The organism is Pauljensenia sp. OF14-1SRA (assembly GCF_027694595.1).
Taxonomy (GTDB): domain Bacteria; phylum Actinomycetota; class Actinomycetes; order Actinomycetales; family Actinomycetaceae; genus Pauljensenia; species Pauljensenia turicensis_B.
Window position 1 is genome coordinate 55621 of the sequence record NZ_JAQEVQ010000008.1, and the last position, 21231, is coordinate 76851.

Below are 21231 nucleotides of genomic sequence, written 5' to 3' on the forward strand. Positions count from 1 at the left end.
AGAAACGTTTACAGAAGGAATTACTCATGACTGACCTGTCTATCAGTCCCGAGGAGATCCGTGGCGCATTGGACTCCTTCATGCAGTCCTACCGTCCCAGTGAAGTAGCCACCGAAGAGGTTGGCCACGTCACCGAGACCGCCGACGGTATCGCTCACATCGAAGGCTTGCCGGGCACAATGGCCAATGAGCTTCTCCGCTTCTCCGATGGCACACTTGGCTTGGCAATGAACCTGGAGCAACGCGAAATCGGTGCCGTTATCCTCGGTGACTTCGGTGGCATCGAAGAAGGCCAAGTTGTTCACCGAACGGGTGAAGTTCTTTCTGTCCCGGTTGGTGATGGCTACCTTGGACGTACGGTTGACCCGCTGGGTCGCCCGATCGATGGCTTGGGCGAGATCACCGATGTTGATGGTCGACGCGCACTCGAACTGCAGGCCCCCGGTGTCATGATGCGTAAGTCGGTTCACGAACCGTTGCAGACCGGCCTGAAGGCAATCGACTCAATGATCCCGATTGGTCGCGGACAGCGACAGCTGATCATCGGTGACCGCAAGACCGGTAAGACCGCGATTGCTCTGGACACGATCCTGAACCAGCACGAAAACTGGAAATCTGGTGATCCGAACAAGCAGGTGCGATGCATCTACGTTGCGATCGGTCAGAAGGGCTCGACGATCGCTTCTGTGCGTTCAACTCTGGAAGATGCCGGTGCACTCGAATACACGACCATCGTTGCCTCCCCGGCTTCCGACCCCGCAGGCTACAAGTACATGGCCCCCTACACGGGTTCTGCACTTGGCCAGCACTGGATGTATCAGGGCAAGCACGTTCTGATCATCTTCGATGATCTTTCCAAGCAGGCTGAAGCCTACCGAGCGGTTTCCCTTCTTCTGCGTCGTCCACCAGGGCGTGAGGCATACCCCGGTGACGTTTTCTACTTGCACTCTCGTCTCCTTGAACGTTGTGCGAAGCTCTCCGATGAGCTCGGTGCGGGTTCAATGACCGGGCTTCCGATCATTGAAACCAAGGCAAACGACGTGTCTGCCTACATTCCGACCAACGTCATTTCGATTACCGATGGTCAGATCTTCTTGCAGTCCGATCTGTTCAACTCGAATCAGCGCCCGGCCGTTGACGTCGGTATCTCGGTTTCTCGAGTTGGTGGCGACGCACAGGTGAAGGCAATGAAGAAGGTTGCTGGCACGCTGAAGCTGACACTCGCTCAGTACCGTTCGATGGCTGCATTTGCCATGTTCGCTTCCGACCTTGATCCGGCAACCCGCCAGCAGCTGACTCGCGGTGAGCGTCTGATGGAGCTTCTGAAGCAACCTCAGGCATCGCCGTATTCGACTGCAGAGCAGGTCGCTTCGATCTGGACTGGTACGCATGGCTACTTGGATGACCTTGAGGTCGACGCGGTTCTTTCCTTCGAGCGTTCCCTGCTGGATCATCTGCGCGCGAACTCTTCAGTTCTGAGCACGATCGAATCAACCGGTCTGCTGGAAAGTGAAACAGAAGCTGAACTGGAATCCCAGGTGAAGGCATTCCATGATCAGTGGGTCAGCGCCGGTCGAGGTGTCGCCACACTGGATGACTCTGAGGTGGAAGCTACTCAGACTCGCGAAGAAATCACCCGTCAGCGTCCCTCGAACGAGAAGGCCTGATCCATGGGTGGTCAGCAGAGGATCTACAAGCAGCGGATTGCGTCAACGCAAACGCTGGCGAAGGTCTTCCGCGCGATGGAAATGATCGCAGCGTCAAGGATTGGAGCTGCGCGTCGCGCGGCTTCGGGCCTTGGCCCGTACGAAAAGGCATTGACGCAGGCAGTTGCAGCAGTTGCGATCCACACGGATTTGGATCACGTACTGACGCGTGAACGTCACAATACGCATCGCGTGGCTGTTCTTATCATTGCTTCCGACCGTGGCATGGCGGGTGCCTATGCGGCGACGATTCTTCGTGAATCGGAACGCCTGATTACTCGCCTGAAGGATGAGGGCAAAGAGCCCATCATCTATACCTTCGGTCGTCGTGCACGCTCGTATTTCCGATTCCGTGGAGTCGCCATCGAACGCTCATGGGAAGGTGAATCTGATTCGCCGACTCTTGAAACAACTCGTGAGATCGCAACCGAACTTCTCTCCCGTTTCTTGGACGGCACCCTGATGACGGGTGTTTCAGAAGTTCACCTGGTATACACGCGTTTCGTGTCCGTGATGAGTCAGGTTCCCGAGGTCCGACAGATGCTTCCGCTTTCTGTTGTTGACGCTCCCGAATCGGACCAAGAACGCGGGGAAGAACGCGGTTACTACGACGATCCATCATCGACGTTCCCCGAATACGAATTTATCCCATCCCCGGAAGCTGTACTCGATGCGATCCTTCCGCTGTATGTGGAAAGTCGTATTCATAATGTGCTCCTGCAGTCGGCTGCCTCTGAGCTTGCGTCGCGTCAGCGCGCAATGCACACCGCAACCGATAACGCAGAAGAGCTCATCACCAAGTACACGCGCCTGGCCAACTCGGCCCGTCAGGCGGACATCACCCAGGAGATCAGTGAGATCGTGGGCGGGGCCGACGCATTGGTCGCGGGCTGAGCCCCAGAACACGGAGAAGAACTATGAGCCAGGAAGAACAAAAAGCGGAAGGTCGCGTCGCTCGCGTCGTCGGCCCAGTCGTTGACGTCGAGTTCCCGCCAGACAGCATTCCTCCGCTGTACAACGCACTGAAGGTCGATGTTGATCTTGCCGGACAGGGCGAGGGTGAAGGATCCTTCACCATGACCCTCGAGGTCGCGCAGCACCTCGGTGACAACCTTGTTCGTACCATCGCGCTGAAGCCGACCGATGGTCTAGTTCGTGGTGCTGTTGTCACTGACACGGGTGCACCGATCTCGGTTCCCGTCGGCGATATCACCAAGGGCCACGTGTTCAACGTGACCGGCGAACCGCTGAACCTGAAGGAAGGCGAGCAACTCGAAATCACCGAGCGTTGGCCAATTCACCGCCAGCCTCCGGCATTCGATCAGCTTGAAGCCCGCACCAAGATGTTCGAAACGGGCATCAAGGTTATCGACCTTCTGACCCCCTACGTCCAGGGTGGCAAGATCGGTCTGTTCGGCGGTGCAGGCGTCGGCAAGACCGTTCTGATTCAGGAAATGATTCAGCGTGTTGCTTTGAACCACGGTGGCGTGTCGGTGTTCGCCGGTGTTGGCGAACGTACCCGTGAAGGCAACGACCTGATTCGCGAAATGGAAGAGGCAGGCGTCTTCGACAAGACCGCGCTTGTGTTCGGTCAGATGGACGAACCGCCAGGTACGCGTCTGCGTATCGCACTCACCGGTCTGACGATGGCTGAGTACTTCCGCGACGTTCAGCATCAGGACGTGCTTCTGTTCATCGACAACATCTTCCGTTTCACTCAGGCAGGTTCTGAGGTTTCAACGCTTCTTGGCCGTATGCCTTCGGCCGTCGGCTACCAGCCGAACTTGGCCGACGAAATGGGCCAGTTACAGGAACGTATTACCTCCGCAGGCGGTCACTCGATTACGTCGTTGCAGGCCATTTACGTGCCTGCCGACGACTACACTGACCCGGCTCCGGCAACGACCTTCGCCCACCTCGATGCAACCACCGAACTTTCGCGTGAAATTGCATCGAAGGGCATCTACCCGGCAGTGGATCCGCTGGCATCCTCGTCACGAATCCTTGATCCGACTCTGGTTGGTCGCGAACACTACGACACTGCAACCCACGTGAAGGCGATTCTTCAGAAGAACAAGGAACTCCAGGACATCATCGCGATTCTTGGTGTTGATGAACTCTCCGAAGAAGACAAGGTCACGGTCGCACGTGCACGTCGTATTGAACAGTTCTTGGCACAGAACATGTACATGGCTGAGAAGTTCACCGGTGTTCCCGGTTCGACGGTTCCCCTGTCTGAAACCATCGAAGCGTTCAAGCGTCTTGCCGAGGGCTACTACGACGAGGCTCCGGAGCAAGCGTTCTACAATGCTGGTGGCATCGAAGACGTTGAGCGTGCATGGCATGAGCTCAAGAAGGATGCCTGATGGCCGACAAGGTACTCCAAGTCGAAATCGTCTCCCACGAGGGACGTCTCTGGCACGGCGTTGGTACGTCCGTCCAAATCCCCGTGGTTGATGGGCAGCTGGGTATTTTGCCGGGTCGTCAGCCCATGCTTGCCATGCTGAATGCAGGCACGGTGCTGGTGACGACCAAGGAAGGTGTCCAGACGTGCACCGTAGACAGCGGATTTGTGTCCGTTGACTCTGATTTTGTGACCGTGGTCGCTGATCACGGTACGATTTCCTGATAAGGAGCCCCCGCTCGGGTGAATCCGAGCGGGGGCACTTTCACACTTTTGAACGGAGGTGCTTCATGACTTCGCTTTTCGTCATTCTGGTGTGGCTCGTGGCATGTGTTGTGGTTATTGGTCTGCTTGTCTTGCTGATCATTAACGTGCGTGCTCGTCACTTGGAAAACAAGCTTGGCGCCTTCCGGTCATTCTCACGTCCCGATCAGCACTCGGGATGGACGGCGGGACTGGGCCTCTACGACGTTGAATCGCTGTCGTGGTATCGCTTGGTTGGCTTGACGAATAAGCCCGTGTATTCTGTGAAGCGTCGAGGCCTTCAGATCTTAGCGGCGAACCCGCATTCTAAAGATGGCGAACTTGTTGAGATTCGCCTGCTCTCCAACGAGAAGCGCTATGAGATCGCATTGTCAAAGGAAACATACAATGCGCTTGTCTCGTGGGTCGAATCCGGTCCGCCTCAGGTCTGAGATCCTTTCATGCACTGCTACTAGGTTGCCTGATTCCTGCTTTACAGCCTTGAAATTTGAGCATCTCGCCACGTCTGAGGTGTTGATAGTAAAGATCGGGTGCCTTCACCTGTTAGGCTCTGGGGCGTGCGAGTCCTCATTGCAACGTGCACCGTTGATTATTCCGGTCGTCTGTCAGCCCACCTTGACCCCGCCACGCGCGTCATCATGCTCAAGGCGGATGGTTCAATTTTGATCCACTCCGATGGTGGATCATATAAGCCTCTGAACTGGATGAATGCCCCGTGCACGGTCACTGTGGAAGTGCCTGAAAGTGATGAGGAAGTCGACGGCGTTACTGAAGTTTGGACTGTCCAAGCAGATAAGAAAGATGACCGTCTTGTCATCTCGATTCACGACATCGTCTCGGATGTGAATGTTGATTTGGGCGAAGATCCCGGTCTTGTGAAAGACGGCGTTGAGACACATCTTCAGGCGTTGCTGGCAGAGCAGGTTCCTGAAGTCTTGGGTGAAGGCTGGACTTTCGTTCGCCGTGAGTTTGAAACTCCGATCGGCCCTGTTGATTTGATGGTGAAGAACCCGCAGGGTGAGCACGTTGCTATTGAAGTGAAACGTCGTGGCGGTATCGATGGTGTTGAGCAGTTGACTCGCTACCTTTCGCTTTTGTCGCGCGATCCGTTGCTGAAGAATTTGTCGGGCATTTTTGCCGCCCAGGAGATTTCGAAGCAGGCTCGTACTCTGGCCGAGGATCGTGGCATTCGCTGTGTTGTACTCGATTATGACGCTATGCGTGGCTTCGATGATCCTGAGTCACGTCTGTTCTGATGTCGTCGAACGCGCGCTGACATCTATCGCCATGATGAAGAAGCGAATGGAGAAGTAGGGGCCGTGGCACGGCGTTCAATGAAACGGCGATGGGGTGAGCCTCACCGTGAGCTTGATATGACACGGCTTTCGTCGATGCCTCATACGGAAACAGGGCCTGATGGTAGTGATTATCAGGTTCGTCGCGTCTCGTCATCTTCGAAGGAATATACATGCCCGGGTTGTTTGCGTCCGGTGCTTGTTGGGGCAGCGCACGTTGTTGCCTGGCCAGAAGAAGCTCCCTATGGCCTGCCACAGGGGCTCGATGGTAGGCGTCATTGGCACACGGATTGTTGGAACAGGGGACTGCGTCCGAACTAGGAATCGCTCTAGGTGCATGGCAATGCCCTTTAATCTCATGTTATTTGTCACGAGATAGTGAATTTAACGTGTCTGTTCGTGCGTTTCCTCGTATCGTTGAACGGTTAGAGTCTTTACTTCATAACCGAGGAGGCAACGCGTGGACCGAATCAAGGCGTACGCCGCTGCTACCACCGCTGGCGCGATCGCACTGGTTTTTGTGATCATTGGTGTCCTTGCTCTGACCGTTTTTCAGCCGGCAAAGGAACTGTCGTCGTCTATTGAGTCGCCAACCGCGATCATCATGACGCATGACCGCGTTCTGCCGTTGCTTGACAAGAACGTTGTCGTGACGGCGACGTCAAAATCGGGCGCTGAGCTGACGCTCGGTGTCGGCACTCCCGGTGACGTCCTCGGTTGGATCGGGAACGATCCCTACACCGAAGTTGTTGGTCTGACCTCGGATCGTAGTGTCCTGAAGGTGAATCAGCACGAAGGCGTTGCTGGTGATACCGGTCAGTCGGGCCCGCAGTCTGGTGCTCAGTCTGGCTCGGATACGTCGCACTCCGGTGCTCAGTCGGGCCCGCAGTCTGGTGCTCAGTCTGGCTCGGATACGTCGCACTCCGATGCTCAGTCGGGCGCTCAGCCTGGTGCTACTCAATCTCAGGTGGGGACTGAGCCTGCTCAGTTGGTTGCCGACGCATCCAAGTCTGATATGTGGTTGCACTCTGTGACGGGTGAGGGCACGGTATCCATGTCTTTAGATGATGTTTCCGCTGGTCTTTCGGTGCTGGCAGTCTCTACGTCGGGTGCTTCTGATACGACCCTGACATTGACGTGGGCAACCCGTAGTGTGAATACTCTTGCGATTGTTTCCTTTATTCTTGCGATCCTGTTTGCGTTGATCGCAGGTGTGGCATTCCTGAGCCGTTACCAGCTTCTTCGTCATCGTGCCGAGCGCGCGAAGGCGCTGGAAGAGCGTCGTAGCGCTGACTCGACCGATACTCAAACAATTGACGTTAATGCGGTGAACGCTCTAGCCGATGCAAAGAAGGTCGAAGAAATCGAAGAAGCTTCTGTTCAGGACACTTCCACCGAGGAAAACGAAGAGTCTGCGCAGCAGGACACTTTAGATGAAGCCCTCCACGTCGCAGATACTGAAGCTACAGACAAGGCCAGCGATTTTGAAGAGCCAGTAGAGCAGGCAATCGACGAATGGGCGACAGGTGACCGAGTAAACGCTAGCGAAACCACTGAAGAAACCAGTGACGCGACCACTTCTGATGATGTGGCCTTCGATGATGCCTCTGCTTCCGACGACAGTGAGCAGGGCGCTCAAGCAGAATCTGAAGATTCAGCTGTGGGTGAAGACGACCTCTCAGAAGAAACCCCCGAAGCAGAAGAAACGCTGAAGCCGGTGGCTGGCCGCCACGGTGAATGGACGGGCACCGAAGACCAGGATCCACCGGAGAAGGTCTCAACCGATACCGGCATCATCGATCTGTCGAGCATCCGCCCCGGCGTCACACTTCCAAGCCGTCGCGCACTGCGCGAAGCTCGTGAGAAGGGTGAAGAGAAGATTGTGATCGATGGACGCGAGTTCAACACCGGCCTGATCCCGATCGTGCACCAGACGGATTCTGATGATTCGACGGGATCAGAGTCTGAAGAATCCTCGTCTGCTTCCCGTAGTGGAAGTGACTCGTGGACGAAGCTCATGTCTAGCTGGTTGAAGAAGAACTGACGAAGGAGATTGCAATGAAACGACGCACTCTCGTCTTTTCGACCGCTCTTGTAGCGACGCTTGGCCTGGCTGGATGCGGCAGGGGAGAACTGACTGTTCCTGACACCAACCAGTCGGCCTCCGTTTCTCCGAACCTTGATGAAGAGCGGATTTCGTCAGCGCTGGCAAAGGTTCAAGAAACGTTGAACAGTGCTGATGAAGCGCTCAATGGTGACGTGTTTGACGGCCGTATTTCCGGTGGCGCAGCTCGTATGCGTGAAGCCCAATACGCTTACTCTGTTGCGTCCGCTGAGGCTGTTCCCCAGCTTGACCTGACTCCTCAGACGATAGCAGTGACGAACTCGTCGCAGTGGCCTCGTGCCATCGTGAATATCCGCCAAGCCGACACGTCGCAGTTGCCTGTCATCGAGATGCTCGTGCAGAACGATGCTCGTAGCGAATACTCGCTGGTTGCGTGGGCGCGTATGCTCGGGGGAACTTCGCTGACCACTCCTGCGGTGACGAAGGGGTCGGCATACGTAACGAATGACACCGAGGGCTTTGTCATGACACCCGGTGACGCTGCGCAAGCGTATGTGGACATGCTGAACGCGTCTTTGTCTTCGAATGAAAACTTCGCTTCAGACGAGTTCACGTCCAAGTACCTTGATACAGCATCGGCGTTGAATTCCTCGCTGGCAGCTGCCGGTAAAGTGACTGCGTCGGCAAGTCTGACGGATAACCCGGTGTCGGGCGTTGTGCTGGAAGATGGTTCGGCTCTTGTCGCGACGACGTTCTCGTACACGTTGACGTATTCTCGCACGGTTGCTGGATCGACGATGCGACTGGGCGGCCAGACGGCAACCATGAACGCCGGAGACGATGATTCGGTCAAGGGCACTGCGGTTGCAACCTACGTGGCGACCGTGATGATGAACATTCCGTCGAGCGAACAGGGCGGTGTCGCGCGTATTATCGGCGCTGAACGTGTTCTTGAATCCGTGACGATGGACGAATCAACGAACCCCGGTAACTAAAGTGTTCACAATTCGGCGGTGGTTGCTTGATTGGGCACCACCGCCGACGTATGTCTGAAATGTATTGGAGGAACAATGCCGAATGAATCGAGCATGATGCCCGCTGACTCGCATGGGGCAGTGGAGCTGGGAGCTTTAGCTTCCGCTCCGGTTTCTGGCCAGGAAACGGTGTCATCTGAGGCTCAGGTGGGGTTGAATGTACCACTGGTTGTGCAGGTCAGTGAAGAGAACTTCCAAGATCTGATGGCGAATTCGGCGACCGTTCCGGTTGTCATTGTCATGTATTCGTCGTCGCAGTTGGAGTCGAAGCCGTTTGTTGCTTCGATGGAGGATCTTGCTCGCGACTATGCGGGTCGTTTCCAGTTGGCGACTGGCGATGTTGATGCGTCGCCTCAAATTGCGCAGGCGTTCCAGGTTCAGGGTGTCCCCGCTGTTGTGGCGTTGATGAATCAGCGTCCGCTTCCGTTGTTCCAGGGAATTGCGGCGAAGGATCAGGTGCGTCCGATCATCGATCAGGTGTTGGATGCTGGCGCTCAGATGGGGATTAACGGTCGTATTGCGGTGTCCGAAGAGGATACGGCTGCTCCGATTCCGCCTGCACATGAGGCTCCTCTTGCTGCCGAACAAGCAGGACAATTGGATGAAGCAATCGCTTTGTGGGAGAAGGTTCTGGATCTGAATCCGAAGGACGAGGCCGCGAAGGCTCACTTGGCGCGTGTGCGAGTTGCTGCACGGAGTGCTTCAGCTGATGCGTCTGATCCGGCCGCCCGTGCTGATGCTCTCTTTGCGTCCGGTGATCACGAAGGTGCGTTTGACCTGTTGCTGAAGATCATTGCGACGGCCGATGACATGGAAGCAAAGGATGCAGCGCGGTTGCGCTTGCTGGATCTGTTCCGCGTCGCCGGTAACACTCCCGACGTCATGAAGGCGCGCATGGTTTTGTCGACGCTCGTGCTTGTGTGAGCGACGTAGAAAGCAAGATTTTTCTTAGACTCTTGTGGGGCGGGCATCGTGATGATGTCCGTCCCACAGTGGTTGCTGCAGGGATAGCGCTTCAGTCTTCAGTGATGAGAGCTTCGATGGCTCGTACTGGAATGTCAATCCAGTCGGGGCGGTTTCGTGCTTCGTACACGGCTTCGTAGAGAGCCTTGTCGAGTTCGAGGGCTGCGATCAGTGCTCGCTTACGTTCGGTGTCTGCCTCGTTCATGTCACCGAATGAATCGCGGTATCCATCGATGAAGGCGGTGCGCATGTCGGTTCGCCATGTTTCGTCGGTGGCTTTTCCGACGGCTGCCGCGTAGTCGAAGGAACGGAGCATGCCGGCAACGTCGCGCATGGGTTGGTCAGGCATTGAGCGTTCGGCAAGCGGACGTAGGGGCTCGCCTTCGAAGTCGAGAACAAACCAGCGTGGTTCTACGCCTTCTGGAAGATCTTTTTCGTGGAGAACCTGCCCCAGGTGGTAGTCGCCGTGGATGCGTGTTGCTTCGTCGAGGCGATCAAGAGCTTCGAGGCGTGCGAAGACGCGGTCGACTTTCTCTTCGAAATTCTGAATGCGTTCTGCAAGGAAGGCGACTTCTGCCAGCGCCCACGAGGCGCGTGATCGCAGGGAGTGGGCAAGCTCTGATGGGGGAACGGGGGCGGATGTACCTAGGGAGGTGGCCATATGGGAGTGCATCTGGGCGGTCGTTTGACCGAGAGTGAATGCTAGTGCTTTTGCGGAGCTACGAACTGTTCCATTCGCTTGGTTGTCATGGGTGGCATAGTCGCAGAAGAGTTCAAAACCGTCGTCAGCGGCTGGAATGAAGGTGCAGGCTACCGCGGAGTCGGTCAGGATGGTTTCGCCCGTTAGAGCGTCGTTCCAGGTGAGTGTGGACCATGCGACGGGTGTGCGGACGCGATCCCACCCGTCCTTTGCCAATGCAACAGACACCTCAACATCGGGGTTGCGACCTGCGGCGAGAACACGGAAAAGCTTGATGACAATGTCATCAGCATAAGGATCACCTTCACCGCTACGCATGACGACGTTCGTATTCGACTGCTCACCGGTCATGACTCGTCCGCTATTGGCGCGTCTTTCGATCGCAGCGATGCCCTTATCGTCAAGGAATAATCCCTGCGTGTGGGCAAGCCTCGCCCACGCACGCCAGAAATCGGGGTGGTGCGGACCGTCAATGAATGCGACCTCGGGGGTGCTTTCCATGACGAAACCATGCGATCCGGGGATTTCGCCGGCGACAGCAAAGGAATCAAAGTCTGAAGCGGGTGCTAGGGCTAAGGGGACGTGAATCAGAACGGGGGCCTCGTCGAGAGCGTCGGGGCGTTTCACGCTGATCAACAGATCACGAATCGTGTCGCCCAATGCAACATCGGCGTGGATGCTGAGTTCATCAAGTGTCGGTGCTGCGTCACCTTTCAGTGGAAACCAACGGCGGTCCTGCATCCATGCGTGGAGCCCGGCAAGGAGGTCCTCATCTGCGGGCCACGACAGGTGCGAGGTCGAGGTGTTCACTGTTTAGTCTCCTTTGACGGATGGGGAGCATCGGTTGATGGTGCGCGGTGCATTCGTGTCTGCCCTTGTGTGGGCAACACAAATGCGGACTCATTCTATCGACATTCGTTCGATGAATGAGTCCGCCCTGAAGGTGTCAGTGCTTTGTGTCAGGCTTGACGGGTGCCAGCCAGAGTCCACCGAGCGGCGGAATACGCAGTTCGACTGAGAACGGACGGCCGTTCCACGGGATCGGTTCTGCGATGATCACACCTGGGTTGGTCACGCCGGAGCCTGCGAATTCTTCGGAGTCGGTGTTGAGGATTTCAGTCCATTCGCCACCGAAGGGCAGTCCCACTCGGTAGCCCTCATGCGGGTTACCAGCGAAGTTTGCTGCGCAGACGACGACCGGCTGTTCGGTGCCTTCACGCTTGCCCTTACGCAGGTAGGTGATGAGATTGTGATCCCCGTCGGATGCATCGATCCACTCGAAGCCCGTGTAGTCGTCATCCCAGAAAGCGGGATTCTGGGCGTACAGGTGGTTGAGTCGGGAGACCAGCGCTTGAACACCAGCGTGGCCTTCGAAGTCGGTGATCCACCAGTCGAGCGAGTAGGACTCGTTCCACTCCTGGCGCTGGGCGATCTCTTGACCCATGAACAGGAGTTGCTTGCCGGGGTGCGACCACTGGTAGGCGTACAGTGCCTTGGTGCCAGCGAAACGCTGCCAGTCGTCACCGGGCATCTTTTCGACGACGGTGCCCTTGCCGTGAACAACTTCATCGTGGGAGATCGGTAGCACGTAGTTCTCAGAGAATGCGTAGACCAGCGAGAACGTGAGTTCGCCGTGGTGCCAACGCCTGTTCACCGGGTCTTCTGCCATGTAGTGGAGGGTGTCGTTCATCCAGCCCATGTTCCACTTCATGCCAAAGCCCAGGCCACCACCACTGGTCGGTGCGGTCACGCCCGGCCATGCGGTTGATTCTTCTGCGACCATGACAATGCCAGGATGCGTGCGGTAGGCGGTCGCGTTGGCTTCCTGCAGGAATTCAATCGCTTCAAGGTTCTCGCGACCACCGTACTGGTTTGGACGCCACTGGCCGTCCTTACGCGAGTAGTCGAGGTAGAGCATCGAGGCGACAGCGTCGACGCGCAGACCGTCAATGTGGAAGTCTTCGAGCCAGTACAGGGCGTTCGCAACCAGGAAGTTGCGGACCTCGCGACGACCGAAGTTGAAAACGTAGGTTCCCCAGTCAGGATGCTCGCCACGCAACGGATCCGGATCCTCATACAGGGGAGTACCGTCGAAACGAGCAAGCGCCCAGTCGTCCTTTGGGAAGTGGGCGGGAACCCAGTCGAGAATGACGCCAATTCCGGCCTTGTGGAATTCGTCGACAAGGTAACGGAAATCGTCGGGTGTGCCGAAACGCGAGGTGGGTGCGTAGTACGAGGTCACCTGATAGCCCCACGACCCGCCGAAGGGGTGCTCCGCCAGAGGCATGAACTCAACGTGCGTGAAGCCCATTTCCTTGACGTAGGGGACAAGCTCGTCAGCCAGTCCGCGGTAGCCCAGACCCTGCTTCCACGATCCAGCATGGACCTCGTAAATCGACATCGGGCCTTCATGGACGTTGCGCTCGGCGCGGTCAGTCATCCACTTTTCGTCGGTCCACTCGTGGTAGTAGTCGGTGACGACGGAGGCTGTTGCCGGCGGTATTTCGGTGGCGCGTGCCAGCGGGTCAGCCTTCTGGAACCAGTTGCCACCGGGGCCTTGGATTTCGAACTTGTAGCGTGCGCCTACCTTTACGCCGGGGACGAAGATTTCCCAGACGCCGGACGAGCCGAGGGAACGCATCGCGGTTGCGGTGCCGTCCCAGAAGTTGAAGTCGCCGACAACGCGGACAGCGCGTGCGTTCGGTGCCCACACGGCGAAGGCAACACCGTCGACGTCGCCCATGTCGCCACTGTAGTGCTTAACGTGTGCGCCAAGAACCTTCCAGAGCTGCTCATGACGGCCTTCGGAGATGAGGTAGGTGTCCATCTCGCCGAGCGTTGGCAGGTAGTGATAGGGGTCGTCGAGAGTCGTGATCTGATCACCGTAGGTGACGCGAACGCGATAGTCGGGGATCTCTTCACCGGGAAGGACGCTAACCCACACGCCGGCGTGTTCGTGGGTCGCGGGGTACGCTGCAGTTGCGGTGACAATGTCGACTGCGTCGGCAAGGTGATGAACGGAGCGGATGGTGACTGATGAATCACCAATATGTGCGCCGAGGACAGAGTGAGGATTGTAGTGAGCGCCGTTGCCAACGGCATCGAGCGTCGCTAGATCCACGGGGATGGGGGTCAAGTCATTAGTCATGTCCACATTCTCGCACGTCATCGGCATCTTTGTGAGCTAGGCGACACTAAAGATCGCCATAAGACACCGTGAGAGCCATCCTTTCTCGATGTCAGTGTCGGTTGGTCCAAGGTTCGAGGTCAGTTGTGGGCTCAACAGAGAACACATGACCAAGACGAGTAACGGGGGAAAGGTCAACCCAGCCTTCGGATCCCCAGGTGTAGGTGGCGCCATCAAGCTCGTCGACAATGCGGAAATGACCACCGGCGGTCTGAATTCCCAGGTCGTTCAGATCAATGTGCACGGTGCCTGACACACCTTCATGAGGATTGAGCGACACAATGCAGATCACCGTGTCCGTGTTCCCGGACTCGGTGAATGTTCCGGAAACCTGCTTGGAGAAACAAATGATCTCTGGGTGAGAGGTCGGGTGAATCCGAAGCTGGTGAAGCTGACGCAGGGCCGGGTGCTTCGCGCGAGCAGCATTCAACAGGGTGAACAGTCGTGTAATGCCAAGAGGCTCAGCATCTTCCCAGTTACGTGGGCGGAACTCATACTTCTCGTTATCGTTCTGCTCTTCAAAGCCAGGACGCTGAACATTCTCAACGAACTCGTAGCCCGAGTAAATCCCCCAGTTCGGAGCGCCAAGAGCGGCGAGCATTGCACGAATCGCAAAGATCGCGGTACCGCCCGTCGTCATCTGCGGGGTCAAAATATCGTGAGTGGTCGGCCAAAAGCTCGGACGCATCAGGTGAGCGGTCTGCGTCGAAACCTCGGTCAGGTACTCTTCGATCTCCTGCTTTTGCGTACGCCAGGCAAAGTACGTGTAGGACTGATCGAATCCGACTGCGCCCAGGGTGCGCATCATCGCGGGGCGAGTAAATGCCTCGGCGAGGAAAATAATCTCCGGGTGCGTATCGTGGACGTCAGCGATGATTTCCTGCCAGAAACGCACCGGTTTCGTGTGCGGGTTATCAACGCGGAAGATCGTCACGCCGTGCTCGATCCACACTTCGAGAACATCACGAATGGCCTCGTAGATGCCGTCATAGTCGTTGTCGAAGTTCAGCGGATAGATGTCCTGGTACTTCTTCGGCGGATTCTCCGCGAACGCAATCGAACCGTCGGCGCGGGTCGTGAACCATTCGGGGTGTTCGGTGACCCACGGGTGATCGGGGGAGCACTGCAACGCGAAGTCGAGGGCGACCTCAAGTCCAAGCTCAGATGCGCGCTCAACGAAATCGTCGAAGTCATTGAAATCGCCCAGCTCGGGGTGAATCGCATCGTGTCCACCATCGGGGGAACCAATGCCATAGGGGGAACCCGGATCGCCCTCGTAGGCGACCAGCGTATTGTTCTTACCCTTACGATTTGTTGTGCCGATCGGGTGAATAGGCGTCAGATAGACGACATCGAAGCCCATTTCAGCAATGCGGTCGAGCTCGTAGGAAGCCTGCTTTAGAGTTCCCGACACCCACGATCCATCTTCACGCTGGAACGCGCCGGCTGAACGCGGGAAGATCTCATACCAGGCACCGGTCAGGGCGCGCTCACGGGCAACAGCCAGAGGGTATTCGCGTGAAGACCCAAGAAGATCGCGTACGGGGTGGGCACGGAACACGGCGCGCACGTGTGACGATACGCCCGCGGACAGGCGTTGCTGAACCGAACGCGACGTATCGCGCAGGTGGGCTGCAGCGTCACGCAGAACCTCGGCGTCCTTGGCATCGAGGGGCTTTTGCAGGGGGTTGTTCAGGGCATTTCCGTCGATGGCGCGTTCCATCAGGAGTGCGCCTTCTTCCAGCATCAATTCGACGTCGACACCTGCGTCAACCTTAATGGTTGCGTCGTGACGCCACGTGGCATAGGGGTCCGACCATGAATCGACGCGGAAAGACCAAGTGCCGGGGCGATCGGGTTTGACCCATGCTTCGTACCGGTCAAGGCCAGGCGCGATGTCCGCCATTGGAGCGCGCATGTGCTCGACGCCATCGGGGTCGAGCAAGACCGCTTCGGCCGCAAATGCGTCGTGTCCTTCACGGAAAACCGTCGCGCGAATGGGAAGAGGCTCGTTTTCTGTTGCCTTTGCAGCCAACGTGCCGTCTTCAACGACAGGGAAAACTTCAGTGACTGGGATTCGAGGAAGAAGAATGTCGCTCACGTCACCAGCCTACGTCAGTTGGGGCGCTCGCGTGGTCAGCGTGGGGCTGGAGGTTCGTGTTTGTGGCTGCGGTCAGTTTCAGATAAACCAAACCGGCTTCGTCGCCGAATTGGCGAGGTCGGCCGCGTTTTTAGACTGCGACGCCGAATATATGGCCGACGACGAAGGTCAGTGCCATTGCGACGCTACCGCCAATGAGCAGACGTGCAATTGCGGGAAGGCGAGGTGCACGACCAAGAATCGCTGAGATCCACCCAGTCAAACCGAGCGCAACAAGAACGGCGATGAATGTTGCGGGGATACGCATGCTGGGTGGGAACAACAGCATCGTGAGCAGGGGGAGGAGCGATCCACATAGGAAGGCAAGGAAGGAAGATCCCGCTGCCACCCACGGGTTCGTCAGATCGTCGTGGTCAATGTTGTGTTCAAGCGACAGGTGAGCATCCAGTGCGTCACTTTCGCTTAACGTCCGTGCTACCAACGTCGCGGTGTCTTTCGGCAGGCCTCGTTCTTCCCACAAGGACGCAAGGCGCTTTTCTTGACCAGCTGGATCAGCCGCCAGGGCAGCCTTCTGGTCGGCGACAATCTGTCGCTCCGTGTCGCGTTGGGTGGAAACGGAGACGTATTCGCCGACGGACATTGATAGGGCTGCAGAAACGATACCGGCTACACCTGCAATAGCGATGGCCTTCGTGTTTGCCGGGTTCACAGCCGCGACGCCAACAAGAAGACCCGAAATCGACACGATTCCGTCATTGGCGCCAAGAACGCCTGCGCGCAACCAGTTGAGGCGAGCCGCAAGAGACTCCTTCTTCTGGGCTACAGGCGCAATTGAAGCGACGGGTGAGCCTTTGACAGAGTCGGAAAAAGTGAACGGAATAAGAGTCGTCATGCTTTCAAACTAGGGAGAAAAAGACTGCCCCGCTAGCAAGGAAAAGCGCGCCTCTAGGACCTTTGTACTACCTAAAAATGGGTGCCCTCAATGCGCTGAGGACACCCATAGTTAGTCGGCCTGACCAGCAAAAATGGTGGTTCAGTAGTTCATCTTCATGGCGGTACGTACCTCGTGGAGGGTCTCGTTCGCCTGCTCATTCGCCTTTTCGTTACCAAGTCGTAACACTTGGAGCAAGTAGTCCTCGTTGTTGATCAGTTCGCTACGCTTTTCGCGCAGTGGAGCAAGCATCTCATTGAGGGCCTCGGTGACGAACATCTTGAGCGTGCCGGCACCCTTATCGCCGATCTGCGCGGCGATTGCCTCGGGAGCCTGACCAGACGCCAGGCAGCCCAGCATCAAAAGGTTCGCGACCTCAGGACGATTCGCGGGATCGTAGGTGATCGTGCGCTCAGCGTCAGTCTTCGCCTTCTTCAGGATCTTCGCCGTTTCGTCAGCGGTCATGCCAAGTTCGATAGTGTTGCCACGCGACTTGGACATCTTCGTGCCGTCGGTGCCGAGCAACAGCGGAACCTCGGACAAAAGGGCCTCGGGACGACGGAAGACAGGAACCTCAGGATTAGCGCGACCATAGCGCTTATCGAAACGCTGGGCGATCAGGCGAGCCTGCTCCAAGTGTGGCAGCTGATCCTGACCAACGGGAACAAGATTCGCCTTGCAGAACAGAATGTCAGCAGCCTGGTGAACTGGGTAAGTCAGCATCAGGCCAGTCATAGCGCGACCGTCGGTGGCTTCGAGTTCTGCCTTCACCGTAGGGTTTCTGTGCAACTCAGACTCGGTGACGAGAGACAGGAAGGGGAGCATCAGCTGGTTGAGCGCCGGAACGCTAGAGTGATTGAAAATCGTCGAACGCTCCGGATCAATACCGGCAGCAATGTAGTCGGCAATCAGACCAAGGACGCGTTCACGAATTGGGCCAACGCCGTCGCGGTCCGTGATCACCTGATAGTCGGCAACCAGAACCCACGTTTCAACGCCACGGTTCTGCAACAGAACACGGTTACGAAGCGTACCGAAGTAATGACCGAGGTGCAGGTGCCCGGTCGGTCGATCACCGGTCAGGATACGGAAGCGAGTGGGATCCTCATCGATGGCCAGGTCGATTTCGGCTGAACGAGCCTTCGAACGAGCAAGCGATGCGTCGGATGTCGAGTGTGCAAGTGCGTCTTCACTGGAAGTCATGGGTGTGATTCTATCGAAAGACGCGCCTAACGCTATTTCGCGTCCGCCCGCAGTTAGCGTTTGGGCGGTACCGCAATATCGGAAAGCAAGACCTGCATCGAGTTCGGTCGAAGAGTCACGATGGACTCATTGGCGACCTGTCCCAGGCTCAGGCTCAATGCGCGAGGATCGGTCCCCGGTTGAACACCCTCGTCAAGGCGAGTCCACGCTGTATTCACGCATACGAGCCAATCGACGCCGTGGCCGGTCGGAAGGCTCACATTCTGCTCGTCCAAAGCGCCGTTCACAATGACCAGAGCGTCGCGGTCGTTCCAACGCACGCCCGAACGCAACATTTGGAACACGCGATTGTCGGAAAGAGCCCAGCCTTCTGTCGGCATGGGAGCACCGGTCTTATCCAGCCACGCCACATCCGAGATTGAATCGCCGGGGACGGGTGTACCTGATTCGTAGACATCGGGGCGCAATACGGGGTGAGCTTGACGCAGGCTGATCAACCAACGAACGAAGTCCTTGTGTGCCAGTTGCTCGGGTGTCAGATTCCAGTCGAACCACGAGATTGGGGAATCCTGACAGTACGCATTGTTATTGCCCTGCTGAGTGCGACTAAATTCATCGCCGCCGAGGATCATCGGGGTGCCCGCAGAAATGAGCAGGGAGGTCAGTAGGTTGCGCTGGGTCTGGTAGCGACGACGAGAGGTCGTTTTGATTGCTTTTTTTGCCTCAACCGGGTCAACTTCGTCATCGGTCATGTTCGCGATTGATGCGACCCAGCCTTCAATTCCGTGGTTCCATGAACGATTGTCGTTCGATCCGTCGCGGTTGCCTTCCAAATTCGCCCAATTGTGCTTGGTATCGAACGCCGTGAGGTCAGCGAGGGTGAAGCCGTCGTGCGCGGTAATGAAGTTAATTGAGGCACGAGGCCCGCGTCCGATTCCGGTGCCATGATCGAAAACGGGGCGGGAACCGGCCAAACGGGTCGCTAGGTTATTCGGGCCAGACGCGCCGTGACCTTCGACGAGGGAACGAACGTCGGAGAGCCAGAAGCCACGCAGTGCCCCGCGGTAGTGGTCATTCCACTCTGAGAAGGGGAGCGGGAAATTGCCGGTCTGCCAGCCTCCGGGGCCGATATCCCAGGGCTCAGCGATGAGCTTTGTCGTTGACAGTGTTCGGTCGGTTGCCATTGCCATCAGCAACGGGTGCTTCGGGTCGAATCCCGTGGCGAAGCGTCCAAGGGTTGCGGCCAAGTCGAAGCGGAAACCGTCGACGCCCATTGTGTCTGCCCAGTAGCGCAGGGAATCGAGGATCATCGACATTGTCTTGGGATTGTCGACGTTCACGGTATTTCCGGTGCCCGTGTCGTCAATACAGGCGACGGGAACCGTGTTCGTGTGGCGGTAGTACAGGTCAGAATCGAGTCCACGCCACGAAAGTGACGGGCCGGCGTCGCCACCTTCACACGTGTGGTTGTAGACGACGTCGAGGATGACTTCGATCCCTGCCTCGTGCAGGATCGACACCATTCCGCGGAACTCGTCGACGACTGCTTGGGCGCCACGCTCTTGCGCTGAATGAGTTGCGTAAGAAGGCTCAGGAGTGAAGAAGTTCAGGGTCGAATAACCCCAGTAATTAGTCAGACCACGTTCCGATAGGAACGGTTCCTCACATTTCGCGTGAACGGGGAGAAGTTCAATGGAAGTGATTCCCAGGTTCTTCAGGTAATCCACTGACGCAGGATGTGCCAAGCCCGCGTATGTTCCCTGCAATTCGCCAGGAATACCGGGCATGTTCTTCGTAAAGCCCTTGACATGGACCTCGTACACAATCGTCTTTTCCCACGGGACTCGTGGCTTTGGTGCCACGGGGAAGCGGGAATCAACGACAACGGAGCAGGGGACATGCTCACGCGAATCAAGAGGCGAACGCGCAAATGGATAAGAAGTCGGATATAGGTTCTCGTCAACGATGTGCCCGTAGACTGCGGCACTCATGTCAACGCTTCCCTCGAGGCCTCGTCCGTAGGGATCCAACAGGAACTTCGCCGGATTATAGAAGAAGCCATGATCGGGATCCCACGGGCCATCAGCGCGGAAACCGTAACGCGTGCCCACACCCAAGCCATTGATATGACCGTGCCAAATGCCCTCGTTGCTAGGAATTAGCGCATACCGCGTTTCAGAGTCGTCTAAGTCCAGAACACAGAAATCAACGTGCGTCGCCAGGCGTGCCACGACGGAAACGTCAAGACCACCGTTTGCAACGTGGACACCGAAGCGAGGAGGAACAGGGTTCGGCTGAGTAACATTCACGAGCGCCACCGAGTGATCGTGCGAATGGTCGTGGCCCATGATGTCCTCTCTCTAGCCAGAACATGCTTGAACGGTAATGGTTCAAGAAACTGTTGATGGGAACTGCGTCTTCTTGTCAATGTATCGCGCACATACTCAAAAAATGTACGCTACCACCCGCACTATTATTGCAAGCCGGCAAGGTTTCTGACGCAACGTAGTCAAAGCGTGTGGGAAAACCCATCTCACACCCCTTGCTCTTCGGGCTTACTCGCCCTTTGTGGCACGCTAGAAGCTATGAGAATTGTCGTATGCGTGAAACACGTTCCAGACATGCAGTCGGAACGCCGATTCGAAGATGGTCGCATTGTTCGTGGCGAAGATGACGTCCTCAACGAACTGGACGAAAACGCCATTGAAGCAGCCGTTCAACTGGTCGAAGATAACGGCGGTGAAGTCATCGCCCTGACCATGGGGCCCGAGGACGCTGAAGACGCCCTGATGCGCGCGCTCCAGATGGGGGCCGACCGGGGTGTTCTTATCAGCGACGAGGCACTGGCTGGAGCTGATGCCGGGCTGACCGCGCTCGCATTGGCTGGAGCCATTCAGACGCTCGCCGACGAAAAACCCATTGACCTTGTTATTACGGGTATGGCATCGCTCGACTCGATGACCTCAATGCTTCCCGCGGCGCTTGCGACCCGCTTACACTTCCCGTTGCTCGGTCTGGCCCACGAAATCTCCGTCGATACCGGCGCCTCGACCATTGATATCAAACGCAACGCCGACGGGTACGAGGACGTCCTTTCCGCACCCATGCCGGCAGTTGTCTCGGTCACCGACCAGATCAACGAACCCCGCTATCCGGCATTCGCGGCCATGAAGGCCGCACGCAAGAAGCCAATGGACACCTGGGAACTGGCCGACATCGAAGAAAGCGTTGCCGGCTCGGCTATCGCCCAGCGTGGCCAGGTTACCGAGGTCCTCGAATCCAACGAGATCACCCGCGACAGCGCCGGAACGATCATCCCCGACTCCGGTGATGCAGGCGTCCGACTGGCCCAGTACCTCCTCGAAGTGGTGAAGTGAC

Annotated in this window: 17 protein-coding genes; 11 read left to right on the forward strand and 6 right to left on the reverse strand. The window is 57.1% G+C overall.

Going from position 1 to position 21231, the window contains the following annotated elements; genetic code table 11:
* Positions 1-26 precede the first annotated feature (26 nt).
* The 10 genes from atpA to PG731_RS05765 all read left to right on the forward strand — a co-directional run bounded on the left by atpA (position 27) and on the right by PG731_RS05765 (position 9692).
* Positions 27-1667 carry a F0F1 ATP synthase subunit alpha gene (gene atpA / locus PG731_RS05720; RefSeq protein ID WP_270772720.1) on the forward strand — a complete coding sequence of 547 codons (1641 nt, stop codon included), beginning with the start codon at positions 27-29 and terminating at the stop codon, positions 1665-1667.
* 3 nt (positions 1668-1670) lie between these two features.
* On the forward strand, positions 1671-2600 hold the full coding sequence (locus PG731_RS05725) for a F0F1 ATP synthase subunit gamma (protein ID WP_270772722.1): 930 nt from the start codon (positions 1671-1673) through the stop codon (positions 2598-2600).
* 23 nt (positions 2601-2623) lie between these two features.
* Positions 2624-4072 carry a F0F1 ATP synthase subunit beta gene (gene atpD / locus PG731_RS05730; RefSeq protein WP_006681259.1) on the forward strand — a complete coding sequence of 483 codons (1449 nt, stop codon included), beginning with the start codon at positions 2624-2626 and terminating at the stop codon, positions 4070-4072.
* Positions 4072-4335, forward strand: a complete 264-nt coding sequence (locus PG731_RS05735) for a F0F1 ATP synthase subunit epsilon (protein ID WP_270772723.1) — start codon at positions 4072-4074, stop codon at positions 4333-4335. Before atpD ends, PG731_RS05735 begins: the two co-directional genes overlap by 1 nt.
* 65 nt (positions 4336-4400) lie before the next feature.
* On the forward strand, positions 4401-4805 hold the full coding sequence (locus PG731_RS05740; RefSeq protein WP_270772724.1) for a DUF2550 family protein: 405 nt from the start codon (positions 4401-4403) through the stop codon (positions 4803-4805).
* A gap of 126 nt (positions 4806-4931) precedes the next feature.
* Positions 4932-5630 carry an endonuclease NucS gene (gene nucS, locus PG731_RS05745; RefSeq protein WP_101627394.1) on the forward strand — a complete coding sequence of 233 codons (699 nt, stop codon included), beginning with the start codon at positions 4932-4934 and terminating at the stop codon, positions 5628-5630.
* Between the two features lie 117 nt (positions 5631-5747).
* Positions 5748-5990 carry a hypothetical protein gene (locus PG731_RS05750; RefSeq protein ID WP_270772754.1) on the forward strand — a complete coding sequence of 81 codons (243 nt, stop codon included), beginning with the start codon at positions 5748-5750 and terminating at the stop codon, positions 5988-5990.
* A 139-nt stretch (positions 5991-6129) separates the two neighbouring features.
* Positions 6130-7713 carry a hypothetical protein gene (locus tag PG731_RS05755; protein ID WP_270772726.1) on the forward strand — a complete coding sequence of 528 codons (1584 nt, stop codon included), beginning with the start codon at positions 6130-6132 and terminating at the stop codon, positions 7711-7713.
* Positions 7714-7727: 14 nt separating this feature from the next.
* Positions 7728-8729 carry a hypothetical protein gene (locus PG731_RS05760; RefSeq protein WP_270772729.1) on the forward strand — a complete coding sequence of 334 codons (1002 nt, stop codon included), beginning with the start codon at positions 7728-7730 and terminating at the stop codon, positions 8727-8729.
* A gap of 75 nt (positions 8730-8804) precedes the next feature.
* Positions 8805-9692: a tetratricopeptide repeat protein gene (locus tag PG731_RS05765; protein ID WP_270772731.1), complete on the forward strand. Its 888-nt coding sequence runs from the start codon at positions 8805-8807 to the stop codon at positions 9690-9692.
* 91 nt (positions 9693-9783) lie between these two features.
* Here PG731_RS05765 and PG731_RS05770 read toward each other — a convergent pair whose 3' ends face one another.
* From PG731_RS05770 to glgX, 6 genes are all read right to left on the reverse strand, one after another.
* Positions 9784-11241 carry a phosphotransferase gene (locus PG731_RS05770; protein WP_270772733.1) on the reverse strand — a complete coding sequence of 486 codons (1458 nt, stop codon included), beginning with the start codon at positions 11239-11241 and terminating at the stop codon, positions 9784-9786.
* Positions 11242-11377: 136 nt separating this feature from the next.
* Positions 11378-13579 (reverse strand): 1,4-alpha-glucan branching protein GlgB, encoded by a 2202-nt coding sequence (gene glgB / locus PG731_RS05775; protein WP_270772735.1) that lies wholly within the window; start codon positions 13577-13579, stop codon positions 11378-11380.
* Between the two features lie 91 nt (positions 13580-13670).
* Positions 13671-15719, reverse strand: coding sequence for an alpha-1,4-glucan--maltose-1-phosphate maltosyltransferase (locus PG731_RS05780; RefSeq protein ID WP_270772736.1), 2049 nt, complete (start codon positions 15717-15719; stop codon positions 13671-13673).
* Between the two features lie 130 nt (positions 15720-15849).
* On the reverse strand, positions 15850-16611 hold the full coding sequence (locus PG731_RS05785; RefSeq protein WP_101627389.1) for a VIT1/CCC1 transporter family protein: 762 nt from the start codon (positions 16609-16611) through the stop codon (positions 15850-15852).
* A 141-nt stretch (positions 16612-16752) separates the two neighbouring features.
* Positions 16753-17853 (reverse strand): tryptophan--tRNA ligase, encoded by a 1101-nt coding sequence (gene trpS, locus PG731_RS05790; protein WP_270772737.1) that lies wholly within the window; start codon positions 17851-17853, stop codon positions 16753-16755.
* 53 nt (positions 17854-17906) lie between these two features.
* The gene (gene glgX / locus PG731_RS05795; RefSeq protein ID WP_270772738.1) at positions 17907-20201 is read right to left on the reverse strand and encodes a glycogen debranching protein GlgX; all 2295 of its coding nucleotides are present in this window, start codon (positions 20199-20201) and stop codon (positions 17907-17909) included.
* A 237-nt stretch (positions 20202-20438) separates the two neighbouring features.
* Here glgX and PG731_RS05800 point away from each other — a divergent pair, with 237 nt between their 5' ends.
* The gene (locus tag PG731_RS05800) at positions 20439-21230 is read left to right on the forward strand and encodes an electron transfer flavoprotein subunit beta/FixA family protein (RefSeq protein ID WP_270772740.1); all 792 of its coding nucleotides are present in this window, start codon (positions 20439-20441) and stop codon (positions 21228-21230) included.
* The last annotated feature ends 1 nt before the right edge of the window (position 21231 follow it).

Excerpts from the sequence above, each read along its gene's own strand:
- trpS (WP_270772737.1), bottom strand. The coding sequence starts at position 17,853 with ATGACTTCCAGTGAAGACGCACTTGCACACTCGACATCCGACGCATCG.
- PG731_RS05740 (WP_270772724.1), top strand. The coding sequence starts at position 4,401 with ATGACTTCGCTTTTCGTCATTCTGGTGTGGCTCGTGGCATGTGTTGTG.
- PG731_RS05800 (WP_270772740.1), top strand. The coding sequence starts at position 20,439 with ATGAGAATTGTCGTATGCGTGAAACACGTTCCAGACATGCAGTCGGAA.
- PG731_RS05765 (WP_270772731.1), top strand. The coding sequence starts at position 8,805 with ATGCCGAATGAATCGAGCATGATGCCCGCTGACTCGCATGGGGCAGTG.
- PG731_RS05725 (WP_270772722.1), top strand. The coding sequence starts at position 1,671 with ATGGGTGGTCAGCAGAGGATCTACAAGCAGCGGATTGCGTCAACGCAA.
- PG731_RS05735 (WP_270772723.1), top strand. The coding sequence starts at position 4,072 with ATGGCCGACAAGGTACTCCAAGTCGAAATCGTCTCCCACGAGGGACGT.
- glgB (WP_270772735.1), bottom strand. The coding sequence starts at position 13,579 with ATGACTAATGACTTGACCCCCATCCCCGTGGATCTAGCGACGCTCGAT.
- PG731_RS05750 (WP_270772754.1), top strand. The coding sequence starts at position 5,748 with ATGACACGGCTTTCGTCGATGCCTCATACGGAAACAGGGCCTGATGGT.
- PG731_RS05760 (WP_270772729.1), top strand. The coding sequence starts at position 7,728 with ATGAAACGACGCACTCTCGTCTTTTCGACCGCTCTTGTAGCGACGCTT.
- atpD (WP_006681259.1), top strand. The coding sequence starts at position 2,624 with ATGAGCCAGGAAGAACAAAAAGCGGAAGGTCGCGTCGCTCGCGTCGTC.
- glgX (WP_270772738.1), bottom strand. The coding sequence starts at position 20,201 with ATGGGCCACGACCATTCGCACGATCACTCGGTGGCGCTCGTGAATGTT.
- PG731_RS05785 (WP_101627389.1), bottom strand. The coding sequence starts at position 16,611 with ATGACGACTCTTATTCCGTTCACTTTTTCCGACTCTGTCAAAGGCTCA.
- atpA (WP_270772720.1), top strand. The coding sequence starts at position 27 with ATGACTGACCTGTCTATCAGTCCCGAGGAGATCCGTGGCGCATTGGAC.